At 44.0% G+C, this 20,385-nt stretch carries 17 protein-coding genes, 8 tRNA genes and 2 pseudogenes; 2 read left to right on the top strand and 25 right to left on the bottom strand.

The genetic code is table 11. The annotated features are described in order from the left end of the window. Positions 1 to 8: 8 nt before the first annotated feature. From DXA18_RS01710 to DXA18_RS01700, 3 genes and pseudogenes are all read right to left on the bottom strand, one after another. Positions 9 to 1,388 (bottom strand): TrpB-like pyridoxal phosphate-dependent enzyme, encoded by a 1,380-nt coding sequence (locus tag DXA18_RS01710; RefSeq protein ID WP_118382405.1) that lies wholly within the window; start codon positions 1,386 to 1,388, stop codon positions 9 to 11. 51 nt (positions 1,389 to 1,439) lie between these two features. After that, a complete protein-coding gene (locus DXA18_RS01705) occupies positions 1,440 to 1,889 on the bottom strand; it encodes a hypothetical protein (protein ID WP_118382404.1) in 450 nt (149 codons plus the stop codon). Between the two features lie 14 nt (positions 1,890 to 1,903). Continuing rightward, positions 1,904 to 3,117: pseudogene (locus DXA18_RS01700) on the bottom strand (MalY/PatB family protein). Between the two features lie 262 nt (positions 3,118 to 3,379). On the opposite strand from DXA18_RS01700, the gene DXA18_RS01695 reads away from it, so the two are divergent. Next, positions 3,380 to 4,177 carry a hypothetical protein gene (locus tag DXA18_RS01695; RefSeq protein WP_118382403.1) on the top strand — a complete coding sequence of 266 codons (798 nt, stop codon included), beginning with the start codon at positions 3,380 to 3,382 and terminating at the stop codon, positions 4,175 to 4,177. A gap of 50 nt (positions 4,178 to 4,227) precedes the next feature. On the opposite strand, the gene DXA18_RS01690 is transcribed toward DXA18_RS01695, so the two are convergent. The 20 genes and pseudogenes from DXA18_RS01690 to murB all read right to left on the bottom strand — a co-directional run bounded on the left by DXA18_RS01690 (position 4,228) and on the right by murB (position 16,576). Continuing rightward, positions 4,228 to 4,308, bottom strand: a tRNA-Leu gene (locus DXA18_RS01690). 99 nt (positions 4,309 to 4,407) lie between these two features. Further along, a tRNA-Lys gene (locus tag DXA18_RS01685) sits at positions 4,408 to 4,480 on the bottom strand. Positions 4,481 to 4,494: 14 nt separating this feature from the next. After that, a tRNA-Gln gene (locus DXA18_RS01680) sits at positions 4,495 to 4,563 on the bottom strand. 13 nt (positions 4,564 to 4,576) lie between these two features. Beyond that, positions 4,577 to 4,650 (bottom strand) — tRNA-His (locus DXA18_RS01675). 89 nt (positions 4,651 to 4,739) lie between these two features. Continuing rightward, positions 4,740 to 4,813 (bottom strand) — tRNA-Arg (locus tag DXA18_RS01670). A 28-nt stretch (positions 4,814 to 4,841) separates the two neighbouring features. Then, positions 4,842 to 4,912: transfer RNA gene (locus DXA18_RS01665), tRNA-Gly, on the bottom strand. 7 nt (positions 4,913 to 4,919) lie between these two features. Further along, positions 4,920 to 4,993, bottom strand: a tRNA-Pro gene (locus DXA18_RS01660). Positions 4,994 to 5,161: 168 nt separating this feature from the next. Further along, positions 5,162 to 5,641 carry a metallophosphoesterase family protein gene (locus DXA18_RS01655; protein WP_118382402.1) on the bottom strand — a complete coding sequence of 160 codons (480 nt, stop codon included), beginning with the start codon at positions 5,639 to 5,641 and terminating at the stop codon, positions 5,162 to 5,164. 29 nt (positions 5,642 to 5,670) lie between these two features. Beyond that, complete coding sequence (rdgB, locus tag DXA18_RS01650) at positions 5,671 to 6,294, bottom strand: RdgB/HAM1 family non-canonical purine NTP pyrophosphatase (RefSeq protein WP_118382401.1); 624 nt, start codon at positions 6,292 to 6,294, stop codon at positions 5,671 to 5,673. A gap of 34 nt (positions 6,295 to 6,328) precedes the next feature. Then, positions 6,329 to 7,480, bottom strand: a complete 1,152-nt coding sequence (locus tag DXA18_RS01645; protein WP_118382400.1) for a THUMP domain-containing class I SAM-dependent RNA methyltransferase — start codon at positions 7,478 to 7,480, stop codon at positions 6,329 to 6,331. Between the two features lie 177 nt (positions 7,481 to 7,657). Further along, entirely contained in the window at positions 7,658 to 7,864 is a 207-nt protein-coding gene (locus DXA18_RS01640) for a hypothetical protein (RefSeq protein WP_118382399.1), read from the bottom strand. Positions 7,865 to 8,116: 252 nt separating this feature from the next. Next, entirely contained in the window at positions 8,117 to 8,578 is a 462-nt protein-coding gene (locus tag DXA18_RS01635) for a DUF1700 domain-containing protein (RefSeq protein ID WP_118382398.1), read from the bottom strand. A 143-nt stretch (positions 8,579 to 8,721) separates the two neighbouring features. Next, positions 8,722 to 10,832: pseudogene (locus DXA18_RS01630) on the bottom strand (glutamine synthetase III family protein). Between the two features lie 260 nt (positions 10,833 to 11,092). Further along, positions 11,093 to 12,061, bottom strand: a complete 969-nt coding sequence (gene fba / locus DXA18_RS01625; RefSeq protein WP_118382397.1) for a class II fructose-1,6-bisphosphate aldolase — start codon at positions 12,059 to 12,061, stop codon at positions 11,093 to 11,095. 331 nt (positions 12,062 to 12,392) lie between these two features. Further along, positions 12,393 to 12,464, bottom strand: a tRNA-Glu gene (locus DXA18_RS01620). Positions 12,465 to 12,540: 76 nt separating this feature from the next. Beyond that, positions 12,541 to 13,461, bottom strand: a complete 921-nt coding sequence (locus tag DXA18_RS01615; RefSeq protein WP_118382396.1) for a diacylglycerol/lipid kinase family protein — start codon at positions 13,459 to 13,461, stop codon at positions 12,541 to 12,543. 153 nt (positions 13,462 to 13,614) lie between these two features. Continuing rightward, entirely contained in the window at positions 13,615 to 13,869 is a 255-nt protein-coding gene (locus tag DXA18_RS01610) for an HPr family phosphocarrier protein (protein ID WP_118382395.1), read from the bottom strand. Further along, a complete protein-coding gene (gene whiA / locus DXA18_RS01605) occupies positions 13,866 to 14,774 on the bottom strand; it encodes a DNA-binding protein WhiA (RefSeq protein ID WP_118382394.1) in 909 nt (302 codons plus the stop codon). The genes DXA18_RS01610 and whiA overlap by 4 nt, the downstream gene beginning before the upstream one ends. A 6-nt stretch (positions 14,775 to 14,780) precedes the next feature. Next, positions 14,781 to 15,662, bottom strand: coding sequence for an RNase adapter RapZ (rapZ, locus tag DXA18_RS01600; protein WP_118382393.1), 882 nt, complete (start codon positions 15,660 to 15,662; stop codon positions 14,781 to 14,783). 2 nt (positions 15,663 to 15,664) lie between these two features. Then, complete coding sequence (gene murB / locus DXA18_RS01595) at positions 15,665 to 16,576, bottom strand: UDP-N-acetylmuramate dehydrogenase (protein ID WP_118382392.1); 912 nt, start codon at positions 16,574 to 16,576, stop codon at positions 15,665 to 15,667. Between the two features lie 183 nt (positions 16,577 to 16,759). Here murB and DXA18_RS01590 point away from each other — a divergent pair, with 183 nt between their 5' ends. Next, positions 16,760 to 18,037: an HlyC/CorC family transporter gene (locus DXA18_RS01590; protein ID WP_118382391.1), complete on the top strand. Its 1,278-nt coding sequence runs from the start codon at positions 16,760 to 16,762 to the stop codon at positions 18,035 to 18,037. Between the two features lie 37 nt (positions 18,038 to 18,074). Here the strand turns inward: DXA18_RS01590 and uraA are convergent, their stop codons facing one another. Then, complete coding sequence (gene uraA / locus DXA18_RS01585; RefSeq protein WP_118382390.1) at positions 18,075 to 19,343, bottom strand: uracil permease; 1,269 nt, start codon at positions 19,341 to 19,343, stop codon at positions 18,075 to 18,077. Between the two features lie 119 nt (positions 19,344 to 19,462). Continuing rightward, on the bottom strand, positions 19,463 to 20,272 hold the full coding sequence (locus DXA18_RS01580) for an N-acetylmuramoyl-L-alanine amidase (RefSeq protein ID WP_118382389.1): 810 nt from the start codon (positions 20,270 to 20,272) through the stop codon (positions 19,463 to 19,465). Positions 20,273 to 20,385: the final 113 nt, after the last annotated feature.

Raw genomic sequence — 20,385 nt, 5'->3', positions numbered from 1 at the left:
GCTGCCTTTTACTTGTCTACTTTCGGAAGTCCTGCAAATCCTACTGCCAGATCTTCATCAGTCGGGATATAGTCCGACATCTCACCGTCATTGTATTTACCATATGCTACCATATCAAAGTATCCTGTTCCGGTCAGACCAAATACGATAGTCTTCTCTTCTCCGGTCTCTTTGCACTTCAATGCTTCATCAATTGCCACCTTAATCGCATGACTGCTTTCCGGTGCAGGCAGGATACCTTCGACTCTTGCAAATCTCTCTGCCGCTTCGAATACGCTTGTCTGTTCTATTGATACAGCTTCCAGAAGTTTATCATCATAAAGCTGTGATACGATAGAACTCATGCCATGATAGCGAAGTCCGCCAGCGTGATTCGGTGACGGGATAAATCCGCTGCCAAGCGTATACATTTTCGCCAGCGGGCATACCATTCCGGTATCACAGAAATCATATGCGTATTTACCACGGGTAAGACTTGGACAGCTTGCCGGCTCTACTGCGATAATGCGGTAATCTGCCTCACCTCGCAGCTTCTCACCTACAAATGGTGAGATCAGTCCGCCAAGGTTAGATCCACCACCGGCACAGCCAATGATCATATCCGGTTTGATGCCGTATTTGTCTAATGCTGCTTTTGTCTCCAGGCCGATCACTGTCTGATGGAGAAGTACCTGCGACAATACAGATCCCAACACGTAACGGTATCCTTCGTGCGTGGTAGCATCTTCTACAGCTTCCGATATTGCACAGCCAAGACTTCCTGTTGTGCCTGGATGTGCTTCCAGAATCTTACGTCCTACAGCAGTTGTCTCAGACGGAGACGGTGTAACCTGTGCACCGTATGTACGCATAACTTCACGTCTGAACGGCTTCTGTTCGTAAGAACATTTTACCATATAGACACGACAGTCCAGGTCAAAATAAGAACAAGCCATGGAAAGCGCGGTTCCCCACTGTCCGGCTCCTGTCTCGGTAGTTACACCTTTCAATCCTTGCTTCTTTGCATAATATGCCTGCGCGATCGCAGAATTCAACTTATGACTTCCTGATGTGTTATTTCCCTCAAATTTGTAATAAATCTTCGCCGGCGTATCCAGTGCTTTTTCCAGACAATACGCACGAACCAATGGTGACGGACGGTACATCTTATAGAAATCCCGAATCTCCTGTGGAATATCGAAATACGGTGTCGTATCATCCAACTCCTGCTGTACCAGCTCTTTACAGAACACATGCTCCAGTTCTTCCGGCTTCATCGGCTCCAAGGTAGCTGGATTTAACAGTGGTGCCGGTTTATTCTTCATATCTGCACGCACATTGTACCACTGTGTTGGCATCTCACTCTCTTCCAGATAAATTTTGTAAGGGATCTTCTTATTTTCTGCCATCTTGTCTTCCTCCAATTCGTATTGATGTTATCTGGGTTCAAAACCCTGTTATTATTTTCTCCGGGTAATAAAACCCAGAATTTTATCACTGAATCCATAATAGATTGTGTCATAATCTGCACATTGAAGCTCTTTATTACGAAGCGTCTTTCTGCTCACTTTCAGCACTCCCTCTGCGAGTGTCTCCATATCGCCTCCCTGCTTTAATATAGAAGGAAATATGTAATACACCATAAAAAGACTGAGTTCTGATCGCGTCCTTCCATCCAGCTTACCACGTCTGTTACCACATTTTTTCTCTGCCGCATGCATCAGACGGATACCAACCGCCTCTGCCGCCGCTTCATGATTCTCTGTTTCCTTCATATAAGCACTCATTTCCTCAAAATAGTATCCGTATTCTGCCTGAAATGTTTTAAACTTTTCCTGATATGTCGTCCGTTTTAATCCCGTAATCATCTCTGTAATATTATCAAATATCTGTTCAATTCCCTGAAGCATCTATCGTCCTCCTGTCATTTTACTGCAAACACATACTTGTCCAGTCTGTCAAATGCTTCCTGCACTCTGCTCATTGGAAGTGCCAGATTCATCCGGATCGCACATGGACCATGAAACGGTCTTCCATCCTGCCATGCCACGCCCACATCCCAGCCGGCTTCATCACTTCATCCAGTGTCTGCCCATTCGTCTCACACCATTCACTCAAATCCAGAAACAGCATATAAGTTCCTTCCGGTCGGTTCACTCTCACACCTGGATAATTCTGCCAGATATGTTCACACGCATACTCCGTATTCTCTGTGAGTACCTTCCTGAGTTCCTCCACCCACTCTGCTCCTTCCGGCTGATAAGCTCCGATCAAAGCATGCATAGACAATACGTTCATCTCATTATACTGCGACTTGCTGGCTTTGTTCTGTACCAGATCCCTCAGAAATGGATTATAAATAATATGATAACTTCCGATCAGTCCTGCAAGATTGAACGTCTTGCTCGGCGCATAAAATGCGATCGTTCGATTTTTTGCATCCTCGCTCACAGATTGTGTCGGCGTATGCTTATGACCATTCAATGTCAGATCAGACCAAATCTCATCGGATATTACAATACACTGATTCTTCCGATATACTGCCATCGCTTTTTCAATCTCTTCTCGCTCCCACACGCGTCCACATGGATTGTGCGGACTGCAGAAGACCGCCACATGAATATGGTATCTGCGAAGCTTATCATCCATATCTTCATAATCCATCCGCATTACTCCATTTTCATCCTGCTTCAGCGGACTATGTATGATATGAAAACCATTCTCGGTAATACATCTGGTAAATCCCATATATGTCGGGCTGTGCAGCAGAATGCTGTCTCCCGGTGATGCAAATGCTGAGATCGCTGAGATCACACCACCAAGCACTCCATTTTCATAGCCGATATCCCGTACCTGCAGATCCTTCACACCGTTGCGTGTTCTCTGCCAGTCAATAATTGCCCGGTAATATTCTTTTGTCGGGCGATAATATCCAAACATCGGATGCTTTGCCCGTTCTATGATCGCTTCCTGAATCGTCGGTACAGTCGGAAAATTCATATCCGCTACCCACATCGGGATTACATCAAATCCTTCTTTCGGCCAATCAGGCGAAAAATGGTCTCCTCCTCCCAGTCCATCTAATGCCAGCGAATCCTTTCCATGCCGGTCGATCACTGTTGTAAAATCATATTTCAAAGCCTTTCCTCCTGCGATCTGTCTTTCACAAAACTCTACATTTACACATTTATGCTAACATTATACCAGTTTCCCCTGTTTACGCAAGCATATCACCGCAAGAGAATATATTTTTCTGACAATTCGCGCAGCACTTCCACAAACATTTGCCAAAATCATCATTTCTGAAGATTTCCTTATGTCTTCATGAAAATTCTGTGACATCTATTGTGTCTTGCGCATACACATTTTAAAATAGATTGGAATAAGGGGGATTTATATAATGGCAAAGATAAAAGACAGACGTAAAAATCTAAAAAACGATACGCAGGATTTTTTTGATGATGATTTTGAAGTAATCTATGAAGATGATTTGGATGATCTTCTGAAAAACAGTTTTATAGAAGACGATAATGAGCCGGATGATTATTACTATGATGATGAATTTGATGACGACGATGACTACGATATTGACGATTATGATGAAGATGACTACGACAACAGACGCAACAATTCCAAGTCGTCCAAACGAAAGGATTCTAACAAGTCCAAGAAAAAGCACAGTCTTCCAAATGTCGTATCACCGGCTGCCAAAGCAGCCAAGACCGGTACTCGACTAATCTTCAAGATACTGAATATGATATTAAAAGCAGCTACCTTAATCCTGATTGCAGGGATCATCTGTCTACTGGCATCTACTTTTGGTAAAAATTGCAGTACATATGGTAATCCTCTGTTGATTACGGAAGAGAAGAATTATATATTAATGGCATATCTCGGCACCGCCGGAGTCCTCATTTTTTACGAAGTCATTACCTTCTTCTGGGTACTAATGGGACGAGGCAAACAAGGACATAATGGGCAGAACCAGGATACCGGACGAGGCTTATTCTCTTTCCTCTTCATTGGTGTTACTTCTTTCCTGTCCTATATTCTATACAGCATGATCCCGGTATCTCCGGAAGCACTGGAAGGATTACAGGGCGGCCTGATGGTGTATGGAAGTCTCTGCCAGAAGCTGCTTCCGATCTGCATCGCAGGAGCGATCAGTTGCCTGATAAGAAGATTTGTAATACGATAGCACATAAAAAACGCAGTATGGAAAATCACTTCTCATACTGCGTTTTCTAGTGCGGATAACAGGACTTGAACCTGCACGTCGGTGACACCAGATCCTAAGTCTGGCGCGTCTGCCAATTCCGCCATATCCGCGTATACAATATAACTATTCAACGCTCTGTACTCTTATTCAACAGAGCTAATAATAGAAAAATAAGCACACACCTGTTATAGTGTGCGCTTTCTTTTAAGTGAGCGTGCGGGGATTCGAACCCCGGACAACTTGATTAAAAGTCAAGTGCTCTACCACCTGAGCTACACGCCCCTATTAAATAACTGGGCTAGTTGGATTCGAACCAACGAATGCAGGAGTCAAAGTCCTGTGCCTTACCGCTTGGCGATAGCCATTAAAAGAAAAAAGGGTGGGTAGTGGGACTCGAACCCACGATCTTCGGAACCACAATCCGACGCGTTAACCAACTGCACTATACCCACCATATTCTATTAAGTCCATCTACCAGCTCATTACGCCAAGGTTCTGGGACTGACCCGTTCATCAAGTATGACCGTTTTGAACGTGTCAACGAGCCTGGGGGGATTCGAACCCTCGACCTACGGCTTAGAAGGCCGTTGCTCTATCCAGCTGAGCTACAGACTCACATTCTTAACCCTTTACGGATTAAGAAAGCGGGTGATGGGAATCGAACCCACGTATCCAGCTTGGAAGGCTGGTGTTCTACCATTGAACTACACCCGCATAAGTATCGGGGTGACAGGATTCGAACCTGCGACCTCCTGGTCCCAAACCAGCGCTCTAGCCAAGCTGAGCCACACCCCGATGTTTTCTTTATGTTGCGTCATCTCCGTGACACAATATGTATTATATGGCATGTTTTTCTAAATGTCAACACCTTTTTTAAGTTTTTTTATTTTTTATTTTTTTCGGAGTTTTTCAAGGTAAACGCAGGCATCCTGCCCACATTCACCCCGATTCACATCACTGCTCTTACAGATACTTTATCTCAAAGGATGCCTTTCCCTCTTTGTCTAATGTCATTACCATGTAGCTCGGCTGTCTGCCGCTCTGTCTTGGATAGGTCATACTACCCGGATTCAACGTGATAAGGTCTTCCTCTTCCTCCAGATGCGGACGATGCGTATGGCCAAACATTACGATATCTGCGCCAAGTATCCGTGCTTCTTCCTTAATCTCTTCTGTATCGAAGCTTACGCCATATCGATGCCCATGCGTGATCCATACGTGATAGCTGCCGATTTCAAATTCTTCCTCTTCCGGCAGGTTACAGAGAAAATCATTATTCCCTGCAATCATATGTACCGGACATCCTGCCATCCGGATCACACCTGCCATCTGATGCTCGATGTCCCCCAGATGAATCAACATATCCACCGGTCCTTCCTCTTCCAGTGCTGTCTGCAGATTACCCAGATATCTGTGGGTATCACTAACAATCAATATTTTCATATATACAGTCTGTCCCTTCTATTACTAACCTACTTAACCGCATTACGTGCTTCAATGACCGCGCGCATTTTCCGAAGTCCTTCACCACGATGACTAAGTTCATTTTTCTTTTCCGGCGCAAGTTCTGCACTGGTACATCCATATTCCGGTAAATAAAAGATTGGATCATAACCAAATCCGTTCTCTCCTGCAATCTCGTGTCCGATAATGCCTTCCATCGTACCACGCACTGCTTCTGTACTCCCATCCGGAAATGCAGCCGCAATGGCACACACAAAGCGTGCTGTACGTTTCGCATCTTCTACGCCGTCCAATCGGTCCAGAAGTGCCTGATTTTTAATATCGTAAGAAGTATCTTTTCCCATATAACGTGCAGAATAGATACCAGGCTCTTTATTCAGATAATCAATCTCCAATCCGGAATCGTCTGCCATCACAATAGCATCTGCATATTCTGGCATCTGACGGGCAATCTTCGCAATCTCCGTTGCCTTGATCATCGCATTTTCCTCAAAAGTGCTTCCATCTTCTACCACATCAGCCTGGATCCCTGCCTCTTTCTGTGACAGAATCTCCATGCCAAGATCCGCAAGAATCATACGGATTTCGACCATTTTATGCGCATTTCCCGTTGCAAATATTATCTTTCCCATAACTTTCTTTAACCATTCTTTCTATAATTATTATCTATTTTTCTTTCCGCTTCGGTGGCTTTGGCCCCAGGAACTGGTAATAATAAGTCTTCAACATACCATTATAGATCTTACGGTTCTTATCCGCTTTTCGCCCAAAATACCGTTCCGCATCATCGTAGCTTGTAATCATGTACGCAGACCAGGAATCAAGTCTCTTGAAGCTTTCGCCAAATGCACGGTACAGATCTGGCAGATCCTTCTTATCTTCCAGACGTTCTCCGTACGGCGGGTTCGTAATAATAAATCCATATTTCTTCGGATGATTCAGATCCTTTACATCCCTCTCCTGAAAATGGATCAGATGATCCACTCCAGCCTCTCTTGCATTTCTTCTGGCAATCTTGATTACAGAAGAATCCACATCGTATCCCTGAATGTCCACTTCTACATCATCACAGATCATATCATTGGCCTCATCGATCACATCATACCAATTCTTTTTAGCAATCAGATTATCCCATTTTTCAGACAAAAATGACCGATTCATACCCGGAGCAATATTAGCCGCCATCATAGCCGCTTCAATCGGAAATGTACCGCTTCCACAAAACGGATCTACCAGAATACGGTCTTTTCTCCACGGTGTCAGCATGATCAGCGCTGCTGCCAGCGTCTCTGTAATCGGCGCTTTACCAGACACCTCGCGATATCCTCGCTTATGTAGTGAAATACCTGTGGTGTCGATTCCTACCGTTACGATATCCTTCATTAAAAATACGCGGACCGGATAAGACGCACCGTTCTCCGGGAACCACTCTACACAGTAACGTTCCTGCATTCTGCGCACCATGGCTTTCTTCATAATGGACTGAATATCCGACGTGCTGAACAACTTACTCTTAACTGAAGCCGCTTTTGCCACCCAGAATTTGCCATTCTGTGGAATATAATCTTCCCACGGAAGTTCTTTTGTTTTATCAAATAACTCTTCAAATGTTACCGCCCGAAAGCTCCCCACCTTCAACAGAATACGCTCTGCTGTGCGCAGGAAAATATTGGCACGACAGATTGCATCCGCATCACCATAAAATGTCACTCTTCCGTCTTCCACTTCTGAGATCTCATAACCCAGATCCAGAATTTCTCTCTTTAATACCGCTTCCAACCCAAAATGGCAGGGAGCGATCAATTCCATTTTCTTCATATATTTCCTCATTTATGTATCACTATCTGGTTACTGTTATTACCTATTCATATTACTTGTAGCAGAGCATACTTGTCAAGAAAGCTGGCCGCTTATTTTCCCGCTTATTCCATATCCAATTTCCGCTCACAGCGTAAGAACCGGTGTGTTTCACACACCGGTTCCTTTCACATCTTACTATCTGTCGCTGTAATTCATACCATTTCTGTCTGACGAATTGCAATCGGACGCATTTCTGTTTGATGCATTTCTGTTGGATGCATTTTTGTTGGATGCATTCTTATTGGATGCGTTTCTGTTGGACGCATTGCGGTTTGATGCATTACGATCAGATGCATTTCTGTTTGATGCATTCTGATTTGAAGAATTCTGGTTATTTGCCATGACTTTTTCCTCCTAATCCTTAATGATTACAAGGCTTATTGTTGCCGTTTTTCGGCAAACTATACATCCATATCCGGAATATTACTTATTTTAAAAAAATCTTAATTTTTTCTTGCATTTTGCGACGCGCTATATTATACTAAATCATGTAGAAAGCAAGCCTTTCTACAACCCCTTATTAATTATTTATACTCCCCTCAAAAGACCGATGGCTCCCCCATCGGTCTTTTACTTTTCTATTCTTTTTTTCTCCTATTCTTTCAGCCTTCTGATAAAATTCACTAGCAGAATCACTACCAGAACCGGTATCACAATTGGCATTACCAACGAGAGGATTCCTCCGATCACCGCCGCAACAATCAATACAATTCCAATAATCCCAAGTATCAGAAGCAGCTTCTGCCACCAACTTCCAATCGTATAGCTATGAACATTATAAGAACTCTCCTGGCGTTCTGACGATCTTCCGGCACTTCGATAGCTGCCACTGTAATCTTCTGTCACATTCTTCTGAGCGGACATATCAATCACAGACTGTGCAATCACCCATGGATCTCCCAGCTCGTCCAGTACCTCTTCTTCACTGCGACCTTTACGTATCTCGTCATCAATATAATTACTGTAATAGTTTACATTATCACGCACCGCCGACGCATCCAGATCGTTCTCCAGTGCTTCCTGCAATTTTATCATGAATTCATTTTTCGTCATCATCGGACTCTCCTTTTACTCATCCACTATCACGGCTTTAAAAACTATGTTTATAATCATAACAAAAACCTTGCACTTAGAATACCATACCTGTCCATGGATTCCAAGCGCAAGGCTCTTAAGAAATTGTAATGTTTTTCTAAATTTTATACTTCAAACATCAGATCACCGTATGATGCATTGGCCACGCTTCCTTATCCACGATCATCTCCAACTTATCAACCGGTGCACGAAGTGCTTCCATAGCCGGGAATACTGTGAACTTGAAGAATTTAGCCTGTTCTTCGCCCTCTTCTTTGGTTGCTGCTTCATCCGTCACCTTGATCAGTGCTGCAAGTGCTTCTTTTGCTTCTTTAAGAAGTACGTTTACTTCTGCCAGTGTCTCTGCCTGTACGCTTGCATCTACACCTGCTGCTTTAACAGCAACAACCGTGTCTGCCAGCGTCTTGGTATACTTAATGATTGCCGGAATGATCTGCTTGCTTGCCATATCAATCATTGTCTTTGCTTCGATATTGATTACCTTCGCATAGTTCTCATACTTAATTTCTACACGAGATCTAAGCTCAGCCTCTGTAAATACATGGAACTGTTCAAATACCTTGATCGTCTTCTCAGCTTCCAGTGCCGGGATTGCTTCAACCATAGACTTGATATTTGGAAGTCCGCGCTTCTCAGCTTCTTCTACCCAGCTGTCAGAATATCCGTCACCATTGAAGATAATTCTCTTATGCTCAGTTGCATATTTCGTAATCAGTTCACTCAGTGCTTTATCAAAATCATCTGCCTTCTCCAGTACGTCACATGCCTCTGAAAATGCTTCTGCAACGATCGTGTTCAGCACAATATTCGGTGATGCGATAGAATCTCTCGATCCTACCATACGGAATTCGAATTTATTACCGGTAAACGCAAACGGTGATGTACGGTTACGATCTGTAGCATCCTTAACCAGGTCCGGAAGTGTATCTACTCCCGTTTCCAGAACGCCGCCATTTAAGCTATGTGTTGCCGAACCAGTCTCAATGATCTGCTCCAACACATCCTCAAGCTGTTCACCGAGGAATACGGAAATGATTGCCGGTGGTGCTTCATTAGCTCCCAGTCTGTGATCATTACCCGGATCAGCTGCGGATTCACGAAGCAGTGCTGCGTGTTCATCTACTGCTTTCAGGACACATGTAAGCACAAGCAGAAACTGCAGGTTCTCGTGAGGTGTCTTGCCCGGGTCCAACAGGTTTTTACCATCATCTGTAGTGATAGACCAGTTGTTATGCTTACCGGAACCATTCACTCCTGCGAACGGTTTCTCATGAAGCAGACACTTCATACCGTGCTGGCACGCAACTCTCTTCAATGTCTGCATTATCAGATGATTGTGATCAACTGCCACATTACACTCTGCATAGATCGGCGCAAGCTCGTGCTGTGCAGGTGCCACTTCGTTGTGCTGTGTCTTAGATGTTACGCCAACTTTCCAGAGTTCTTCATTGACATTCTTCATAAATCCTGCAATTCTCTGACGAATGGTTCCGAAATAATGATCATCCAGCTCCTGACCTTTCGGAGGCATTGCTCCAAACAATGTGCGTCCTGTATAGATCAAGTCTTTTCTCTGCATGAATTTTTCAGCGTCCACAAGGAAGTACTCCTGCTCCGGTCCCACGGAAGGAATTACTTTCTTAGCCGTTGTATTGCCAAAGAGACGAAGAAGTCTCAGTGACTGTTCATTGATTGCCTGCATGGAACGAAGAAGTGGTGTCTTCTGATCCAGCGCCTCTCCTGTATAGGAGCAAAATGCTGTAGGAATACACAGTGTTGCGCCTGCTGCATCATGTCTTACAAATGCAGGTGATGTACAATCCCATGCTGTATATCCTCTTGCCTCAAATGTTGCACGAAGACCGCCTGATGGGAAAGAAGACGCATCCGGTTCGCCCTTGATCAATTCTTTACCAGAGAAGTTCATAAGCACCTTTCCGTTCTCCATCGGTGCTGAAATAAATGAATCATGTTTCTCTGCTGTAACACCAGTCAGTGGTTGGAACCAGTGAGTGTAATGAGTAGCTCCCTTCTCAATCGCCCACTCTTTCATCTCATGTGCAATGACATCAGCGGTAGCCAGATCCAGTTCCTGACCTTCCTTGATCATCCTCTTCAGATCCTTATATACTTTCTTAGGAAGCCGGCTCTGCATCACCGTATCGTTAAATACATCTTCACCAAATATTTCTGCTACGTTTATTACATCACTCATATTCTTGTTTCCTTTCCTTTCTTTGTCCAAACAGGAACCCTTGCCTCTTATAATATAGCAAACCTTCTGTTTACGCAAGAGCTTTATACCAAGAACGCCCGGCACTGTGTACCGGCATTTTTATAAAAGCGAGCCCCGATGATCGCATAATATAAAAAGGCGCTCCAACCTTAGTCGGAACGCCTTCGTTCTTGTTATGCCTGTAAGTATATATCAATACTCTTTAAAATGCAAGCAAAAAATTATAACATTCTTATGATTTAGGCTTTACCAGCACTTCCAAGTACGTTAGTAATCTTGTGAGCAACCATATCCTTAACAGCCTGGCGAGCTGGTTTCAGATACTGACGTGGGTCAAAGTGATCCGGATGCTCTACGAAGTGCTTACGGATATTAGCTGTCATAGCAAGACGGATATCTGAATCGATATTAATCTTACATACAGACAGTTCAGCTGCGTGACGAAGTTCGTCCTCTGGAATACCAATAGCATCTGGCATATTTCCACCATACTGGTTAACCATCTTAACGAATTCCTGTGGTACTGAAGAAGAACCGTGCAGTACGATCGGGAATCCTGGCAGACGCTTTGTACACTCTTCCAGAACGTCAAAACGAAGCGGAGGTGGTACAAGGATACCATCAGCATTTCTTGTGCACTGAGAAGCTTTGAACTTGTATGCACCGTGTGATGTTCCGATAGCAATTGCAAGGGAATCACATCCTGTTCTTGTTACAAATTCTTCTACTTCTTCCGGACGTGTATAGCTTTCTTTACCATGCTCAACTACTACTTCATCCTCAACACCTGCAAGTGTTCCAAGTTCAGCCTCTACTACTACACCATGAGCATGAGCATATTCAACTACCTGCTTTGTAATAGCGATATTCTCTTCAAATGACTTAGAAGAAGCATCGATCATAACTGATGTAAATCCACCATCGATACAGCTCTTGCAAAGTTCAAAGCTATCACCGTGATCCAGATGAAGAGCGATCGGAATCTCCGGATTCTCCTGAACTGCTGCCTCTACTAATTTAACAAGGTATGTGTGGTTAGCGTATGCACGAGCACCTTTAGATACCTGAAGGATAACCGGGCTCTTCAGCTCTCCGGCTGCCTCTGTAATACCCTGAACGATCTCCATGTTGTTAACATTGAAAGCACCGATTGCGTATCCGCCATCATAAGCCTTCTTAAACATTTCGGTTGTTGTTACCAATCCCATAACTTTTACCTTCTTTCCTTAAAATGTTCTTAGCTAATGTTTAATACGTGTACATTATAGCCTACTTCTTTTAAAAACTCAATATAAAAGTTTTATGTATGCAAAGGTGATCTCCTGCCTGAGCAATTCGTGCAAGCACGATTTCTGCATGACGGCTTATTGCAGAACAAAGAATGTGCCTTGGCACATTCTCGCGCCTGCGGCGGTCGCTTGCGACATCTACCTTATCCGCCGCAGTGCGCATCCTCGCGGAACGTTTTTTACTTTACAGGAAAACAATTTCCTGTAAAGTAAAAAAACCTGATGACCATTTGATCATCAGGTTAATCAGTGACTCCGCGGGGAATCGAACCCCGGATTCCAGCGTGAGAGGCTAGCGTCTTGACCGCTTGACCACGGAGCCGTGTCACTTAACTCGTGCTCAATTAATATATCAAATATTAATTCAAAATGCAAGAGGAAAGTGAATTTTTTTTAATTTATTTTTCATCCTCCGACAATTCGTCGACATATTTAGATGGAACCATTAATTCCATAGCTTTATTCTGGTTCATAATCTCTACCATATCATGACTTCCACCGTATTCTCCATCGAGTGTCCACGGAATCTCTTCCAGCGACTCAAAGGTGATCTTCTTTGCTTTAAAAGAATACATATGCTTAGTATCTACCTGCTCGATCAGAAGTGCAGCGATGATCTCCTGCAGTTCAATTGGATTCTTCGGGCGGCGGATCAACGTTACTTCAAATACACCATCGTCAAACTTGACATTTTTACCGATCATATTACGGAATCCACCAACAGATCTGGAATTGGTCACCATACCATAGATAAATTCGTCCTCGATCACTTCATCATCATGCGTTACTCTGATCTTATAAGATGGTACATTAAAGAGACGTTTCGCGCCTTCCAACACATACGCAAGATGTCCCAGCACATTCTTAATCTCCTGCTTTGTCTCATAAGACACATCGGTAAACAGTCCAAACGCAGCAATATATACGAATACGTCATCATTAAACTGACCGATATCACATGGAAATGCACTTCCGTGTACCGCATTATCCGCTGCCGCCAGGAAATCTTTCGGAATCTTCAGGCTATTGGCAAAGTCATTGGTAGTGCCTGTTGGGATATATCCTACCGGAATCTTATGCTCGCGTTCCATCATGCCTGTTACTACCTCATCAATCGTTCCATCACCGCCGCTGCAGACGACCAGATCATAATCCTCTGTCATCTCTGTGATCTTACGATATGCATCCCTATATGCCTGCGTCGGATAGATTACGACTTCATATCCTGCTTTCACAAAAATATCCACAATCTCAGATAACTTCTGCTTCAAAAGTCCTTTCCCTGCATGTGGATTGTATACAAATAACATTCTCTTCATTACAAGTTTCCTCCTTCTGAATGTTCGATTCTATCCACTATAATTGTAATGCCTGCGGATTATTCCGTGCTTCGCACTCTCATAATCCGCCCACCATTCGCATATAATAAAAGGGTGCATCACATCGATACATCCCTTTTTGTCTATGTAGTACTATTCTGTCACCAGGAGCTTCTCTACACCCTGAATTGCATCTGCCTCATCATCGCCATCTGCAACTACCGTAAGTTCTTCTCCATTACCAAGCTGTAAACTCATCATGCCCATAATGCTCTTCGCATTAATCTTTTTATTCTCAACTTCAATGTACACTGTACTTGAATATTGATTGGCTTCCTGCACTAACAAAGCGATCGGTCTCGCTTCCAGACCGTCCCGCAGTTTCAGAGTAATCGGTTTTTTAATCATGTTGTCCCTCCCTGATTATCCCTTATCTTTTCTGCCATATCACTTAATTTCCTGAGGCGGTGATTCACGCCGGACTTGCCGACCGGTGTCTTAAGCAACGTCCCCAGTTCCTTTAGTGTCGCCTCTGGATATGCAAGACGTGTAAGGGCAACATCCTGTAATCCTTCCGGCAAATGTTCAAAGCCTATGGTGTCCCGGATAAACACGATATCCTCCATCTGCTTCACTGCAGCCGATACTGTCTTATTGATATTAGCTGTCTCGCAATTCACCTTACGATTCACTGAATTACGCATCTCCTTGAGAATGCGGACATTCTCAAGTTCCATCAACGCAACATACGCTTCCATGACATTCAACATATCCACAATGCCGGCTCCATCTTTTAAGTATACTACGTAATTCTTCTTGCGTCTGACAATCTTCGCCTCCATATCAAATCCGATCATCAACCCTTGTAAATAGTCTGCCATCTTTTCTGTATTACATACAATCTCAAAATGGTAAGACTTGCTCGGATCACTTATAGAACCCGCTGCCAGAAATGCCCCACGAAGATATGCTCGCTTACAGCATACCGCTTGCACTGACGCATTCAGAACTGCCTGTAACCCCTTACCCTGAGCAAGGAGATAGTAAATATTACTTCCTTTTTCCGGATTACTCCGAACAGAAGTATACGCAGAAACTTCACTCCCTATATTAAATGCTTTTTCCAGTAATGTAAAGTATTTTCTCGCCACAGCAACATTTTCCGTATGAATATGAACGATCTTCTCTCCCGTTTCATCGGTTTCTGTACGACCGCATATTGCTGTAATCGCCGCAAGTTCCGCCAGCATACAATGTCTTGCCGCCGGAATCTGCTCTGCCAGCTCTTCTTTCACCTTGCTCGAAAATGACATATCAACCTACCTTGCCTTTGTAATGGCATCTTTCTCTATATCTCTGTGTTCAATCTTCACACCGTAGTCACCTTCCGACTGTTCCAGTGCGCCATACAGCGCATTGGCTATCGTAACTGACCTGTGCTTGCCTCCGGTACATCCGATCGCAATAACCAGCTGTGTCTTACCTTCCGCTATATAATTCGGAATCAGGAAACGGATCATATCCGTTAGCTTATTTAAGAACTGACCAGTCTTCTCATTCTGCATAACATAGTCCTGCACTTCCTTATCATTACCGTTCTTCGGTCGGAGTTCTTCTATATAATAAGGGTTAGGCAGAAAACGTACATCAAAGACCAGATCTGCATCACTCGGAATACCATACTTGAATCCAAACGAAAGCACTGTAATGTACAGATTCTTGTACTGCTTATCTTCCACAAAAATGCTGGTGATCTCACGTTTCAGATCCCGTATCAACAGTCTGCTGGTATCCAAAATATAATCCGCCCGATTCCGCAATGGCACAAGTAACCGTCGTTCTTCGGCAATCCCCTGATCCACGCGTCCGGTTCCTGACAACGGATGACTTCTCCTGGTCTCTTTATAGCGCTTAATCAGCACATTATCCTTAGCATCCAGAAAAAGTACTTCATAAGCCACGTTCCTTTCATCCAGCTGATCCAGTGCTTCACCCAGATCACCAGCTCCATACCGACTTCGGATATCCATCCCCAGAGCCACTTTATCAATAGAAGAATTCGGCATGGACAAAAGTTCTGTAAGCTTTGGCACCAATGATACCGGCAGATTATCCATGCAGAAATAACCCACATCTTCCAACATTTTCAATACGGAGCTTTTCCCCGCTCCAGACATTCCTGTAACGATAACAAATCTCATTCCTAAAACTCTCCCAGTCTCTTAACTTCCGGCTCCAGTGTCACACCAAACTGCTCCCTGACCTTTGCTGACACCTGCTTCATCAGTTCATCCACCTGCGCAGCTGTCGCCTCACCTGCATTGATCACAAATCCACAGTGTTTCTCTGATACCATGGCATCGCCCACGCGAAATCCACGCAATCCTGCATCCTGCACAAGTTTTCCCGCAAAATATCCTTCCGGTCTCTTAAAGGTGCTTCCGGCACTTGGATATTCTAATGGCTGTTTAGTCACTCGCTTCTCTTTCAGTTCATTCATCAGTGTACGAATAGCTTCTTTCTCACCTTCCTGCAGTTCAATTTCTGCACCAAGTACCGTATAGCCTTTCTTCGCAATGATGCTGGTACGATATCCAAGTTCCAGATCATCTTTCTCAATCACATGAATCTTATCATCCTCATCCAGTACCGTCACGCGCACCAGTACATCCTTCATCTCACCACCATAAGCACCCGCATTCATCACGCACGCGCCGCCAAGTGTACCTGGAATTCCTGCTGCAAATTCAAATCCGGTAAGTCCTGCTTCCAATGCTGCTCCTGCAATACGTGCCAGAGATGCTCCCGCTTGTGCACGAATCACATTTCCTTCTACCTCTACCTGACTCATTTCTTTATATAACTGTATGATCACACCTCGATAGCCTTGATCGGATACCAGAAGATTGCTTCCGTTTCCTATTATATAATAAGGTGTCTGAAACTCTTTACAAATGCTGATCACCAGCTCTGCTTCTTCCCACGAAACAGGTATCACAAAATAATCGGCCGGACCTCCGATCCGAAATGTCGTATGCTTTTTCATTGGCTCATTTATGAGCACTCTGTCCGCCGGAACTGCCTCACATAATCTTTTATATAAAATCTCGTTCATCGCATTTACCCCGCTTTTTTATTCATTGTAAATCATACACTAAAAGGATTGCAATGTAAAGTAACGCCTGTCAAATCGCCACTTCTACACTTGCATTATTCCCGGAAATAAGGTATATTAATTCCAATGTTATGTACAGCAATGCTGTACAAATTTTAATCACAAGAAGGAGTGAACATATCATTGGACTCGAGTGACGTCATACAGGTGATTATATTGCTAGTATTACTTTTTCTCTCTGCATTTTTTTCATCCGCAGAGACCGCAATGACCACCGTCAACAGAATCCGAATCCGCAGCCTTGCTGATGATGGCAATGCGCGGGCAAAAACCTTACTAAAAATCACAGATGATCCGGCGAAGTTCTTAAGCGCCATCCTGATCGGCAACAACATTGTAAACCTGTCTGCCGCATCACTGACCACCTCCTTAGCTTATGGGCTGGGTGGTTCTATGGTAGCAATTGCCAGCGGTATCCTTACCCTGCTGATCCTGCTCTTCGGCGAGATTACACCAAAGACCATGGCCACGATACATTCCGAGAAGATTTCTCTTCTCTATGCCCCGGTCATCAGTATTTTTATCCGTCTGATGACTCCGGTAATCTTCATTGTCAATGGCCTGGCCAATATTATTCTTCGAATCATACACGTTGATCCGAATGCCAACACAAACGTGATGACAGAGAATGACCTGCGTACGATCGTAGATGTCAGCCACGAAGACGGCGTGATCGAATCAGAAGAAAAGGAAATGATCAATAACGTATTCGACCTTGGTGATGCCAAAGCAAAGGATGTTATGGTGCCACGTGTACACGTGACATTTGCGGATGTGAACAGTACTTACGATGAACTGATCGATATATTCCGGGAAGACAAATTTACCCGTCTCCCGATCTTTGAGGACACCACCGATAACGTCATCGGCACGATCAATATGAAGGATCTGCTGTTATATGATAACAAAAAAGACTTTCATCTGCGGGACATCCTCAGAGAAGCATATTTCACTTACGAATATAAGAACATTTCCGAACTTCTCCTGGAAATGAGAGAATCTTCATTTAACATCGCCATCGTTCTGGATGAATATGGCGAGACTGCCGGATTGATCACCTTAGAAGATCTGCTGGAAGAGATTGTAGGTGAGATCCGAGATGAATATGATGATAACGAAGAAGACTTTATCAAAGAGATCGGACCATATGAATATCTGGTAGAAGGCTCTACAAATCTGGAAGAGATTAATGACCGCTTAGACCTTGACCTTTCTTCCGATGATTACGATTCCGTAGGTGGACTGATCATCGAGCATCTGGATCGTCTTCCGGAAGCAGGCGATGAAATCACTACCGAAGATGGTATCCGCATGATTGTCGAAAAATTAGATAAAAACAGAATCGAACAGGTACACATGTATCTGCCGGAGCAAAAAAAAGACGAAGAAGCAGGCGAATAACGCCTGCTTCCTTTTCTTACTTCTCGATATTCTTCTCTTATTCCTGTGATTCTTCTTGATCATTTGTCAGATGGAATTTATCCAGTACATAGAAAATCAGGCTCAGGATCATGGCTACCACACATGCAAGTACCATACCTGTGAGCTGTACATCTCCAAAGTTCACGGCAATACCTGACAGACCCGTTACGAATACAACCGATGTCAGTGTCAAGTTACGCGAACGACCATAATCCACTTTGGAATCTACCAGAATACGGATACCGGATGCTCCGATCATACCATATAACAGGAACGAGATACCACCGATTACCGGTCCGGGAATTGTCTGGATCAGCATAGACAGCTTACCGACAAATGAGCAGATAATAGACAGCACTGCCGCACCTGCGATCACACGCACACTATACACCTTTGTTACCGCCATTACACCGATATTCTCACCATAAGTAGTGGTCGGCACAGAACCGATCAAACCTGAAAGCATAGTAGAAAAGTTATCTCCGAACAAAGATCTGTGAAGTCCCGGATCTTTCAACAGATCACGGCCAATGATCTTACCAGTGACAACCTGATGTCCGATATGCTCCGACGTAATAACCAGAAGTACCGGAAGTATCATCAGGATCGCGCTCAGATCAAACTTCGCCATCTGGAAATTCGGAATCGCAAACCATGGCGCTGCTACTACCTGCGAGAAATCCAGGATACCACAGCACAGTGCTGCAATATATCCTGCGATAACCGCGATCAGGATCGGGATAACAGAAAGGAATCCACGGAATAATACATTGCCAAATACTGCCACGCCAATCGTTACCATGAACACGATTACATTTTTCATATCGATCTTATCATCCAGAAGTCCTGCATTGCTGGCCGCAGAGCTTGAAAGCTCCAGTCCGATCAATGCTACTACCGGTCCCATCGCTGCCGGCGGAAGCACAACATCTACCCATTCTGTTCCACATTTGTAAATAATAAACGATAATACACATCCACAGAATCCTACAGCTACGAATCCTCCCAGTGCATACGAATATCCCATCTTGCTGATAACAATACCCGCCGGTGCCAGGAATGCGAAGCTGGATCCCAGGTATGCCGGAGCCTTACCCTTTGTTACGGTCATAAAGATCAATGTACCCACACCATTCATAAACAGTACAATTGCCGGATTAATGCCGAACACGAACGGCACCAGTACGGATGCACCGAACATTGCAAACATATGCTGGATACTCAGTGGTACAAGCAAATTAAAAGGCACTTTATCCTCGACCTGGATAATTTTACGTTCTCCCATCTCATTTCCTCCTCATAAAAGTATCTCAATTTTTTATCTCTCCTATTGTAGCACATAACCCACTCTCTGCATATGGAAGATTTTCTGTACAGGAAATAAAATTGTCTTCTTTTCTTCCACTATTGTTTCAAAAGAACAGTCTGATATCCGTCCCGTTTCAATCTCCGCTCCATCGCTACTGCCTGATTCATATCTGTATACCGTCCCACCTGCACTCTCGCATATGCGCCGGAATCATCAATATACGCCGGATAATCCTGCTCCAGTAGTTCACCCAGCAAACGCTCTGCGTACATACGGTTGCGAAATGCGCCTGCCTGTACCCGATATTCCGGCTCAGGCTTCAGATCAGGAGCGTGCTCTGTATCTGATCCAGGATCTGTTTCTGATTCAGATATAAGACTGTTATCCCTCAAGACATCCAATATTCCATCCGAAATTGCCAATGCAATGTCATTAAAATTCTCATCAAACAACCGATTATCCACATCCGAATTAATAAACCCTACTTCAATCAACACTGCCGGCATCTTTGTCCGTTTGAGCACCACAAGATTCGGTCGTGCCTTCACTCCAAGGTTCCGGAATCCTACTGCCTCAAGCTGCTGGTTGACCGATTCAGCAATCTCATATTTCAGTCCAGACAGATCATACACCAACGATTCCACTCCAAACGCTGTATTATCCGACGGAAAGGAATTGCGATGAATGGAAATAAAGAGATCTACTCCTGCTTCATTTGCTTCCATTGCTTTCTCATAAGGAGTTTCGTATACATCCGTTGTACGAGTATACTCCACATCAATTCCGTTATTCTGCAGATTCTCTCCCACTGCCAATGCAAGTCTGAGAGTATCATCCTTTTCCTGTCGTCCATTGTATACTGCACCCGGATCACGACCTCCGTGTGCTGATTGTAGTTTACGCAAATTTTGATATGTATTCCCCAGTATATATGGGGAGTTAGAAATGTATTGAGATTAGATAGCCTTTTTCTCCAAGTCCTCACAGTAAACGCTTGAAAATAAATGTTCCAGCTCAT

The organism is Dorea sp. AM58-8, from assembly GCF_003464045.1.
GTDB lineage: Bacteria > Bacillota > Clostridia > Lachnospirales > Lachnospiraceae > Claveliimonas > Claveliimonas ammoniilytica.
Note: the sequence above shows the minus strand (reverse complement) of the source record. Positions and strands in the feature narration are given on the sequence as shown.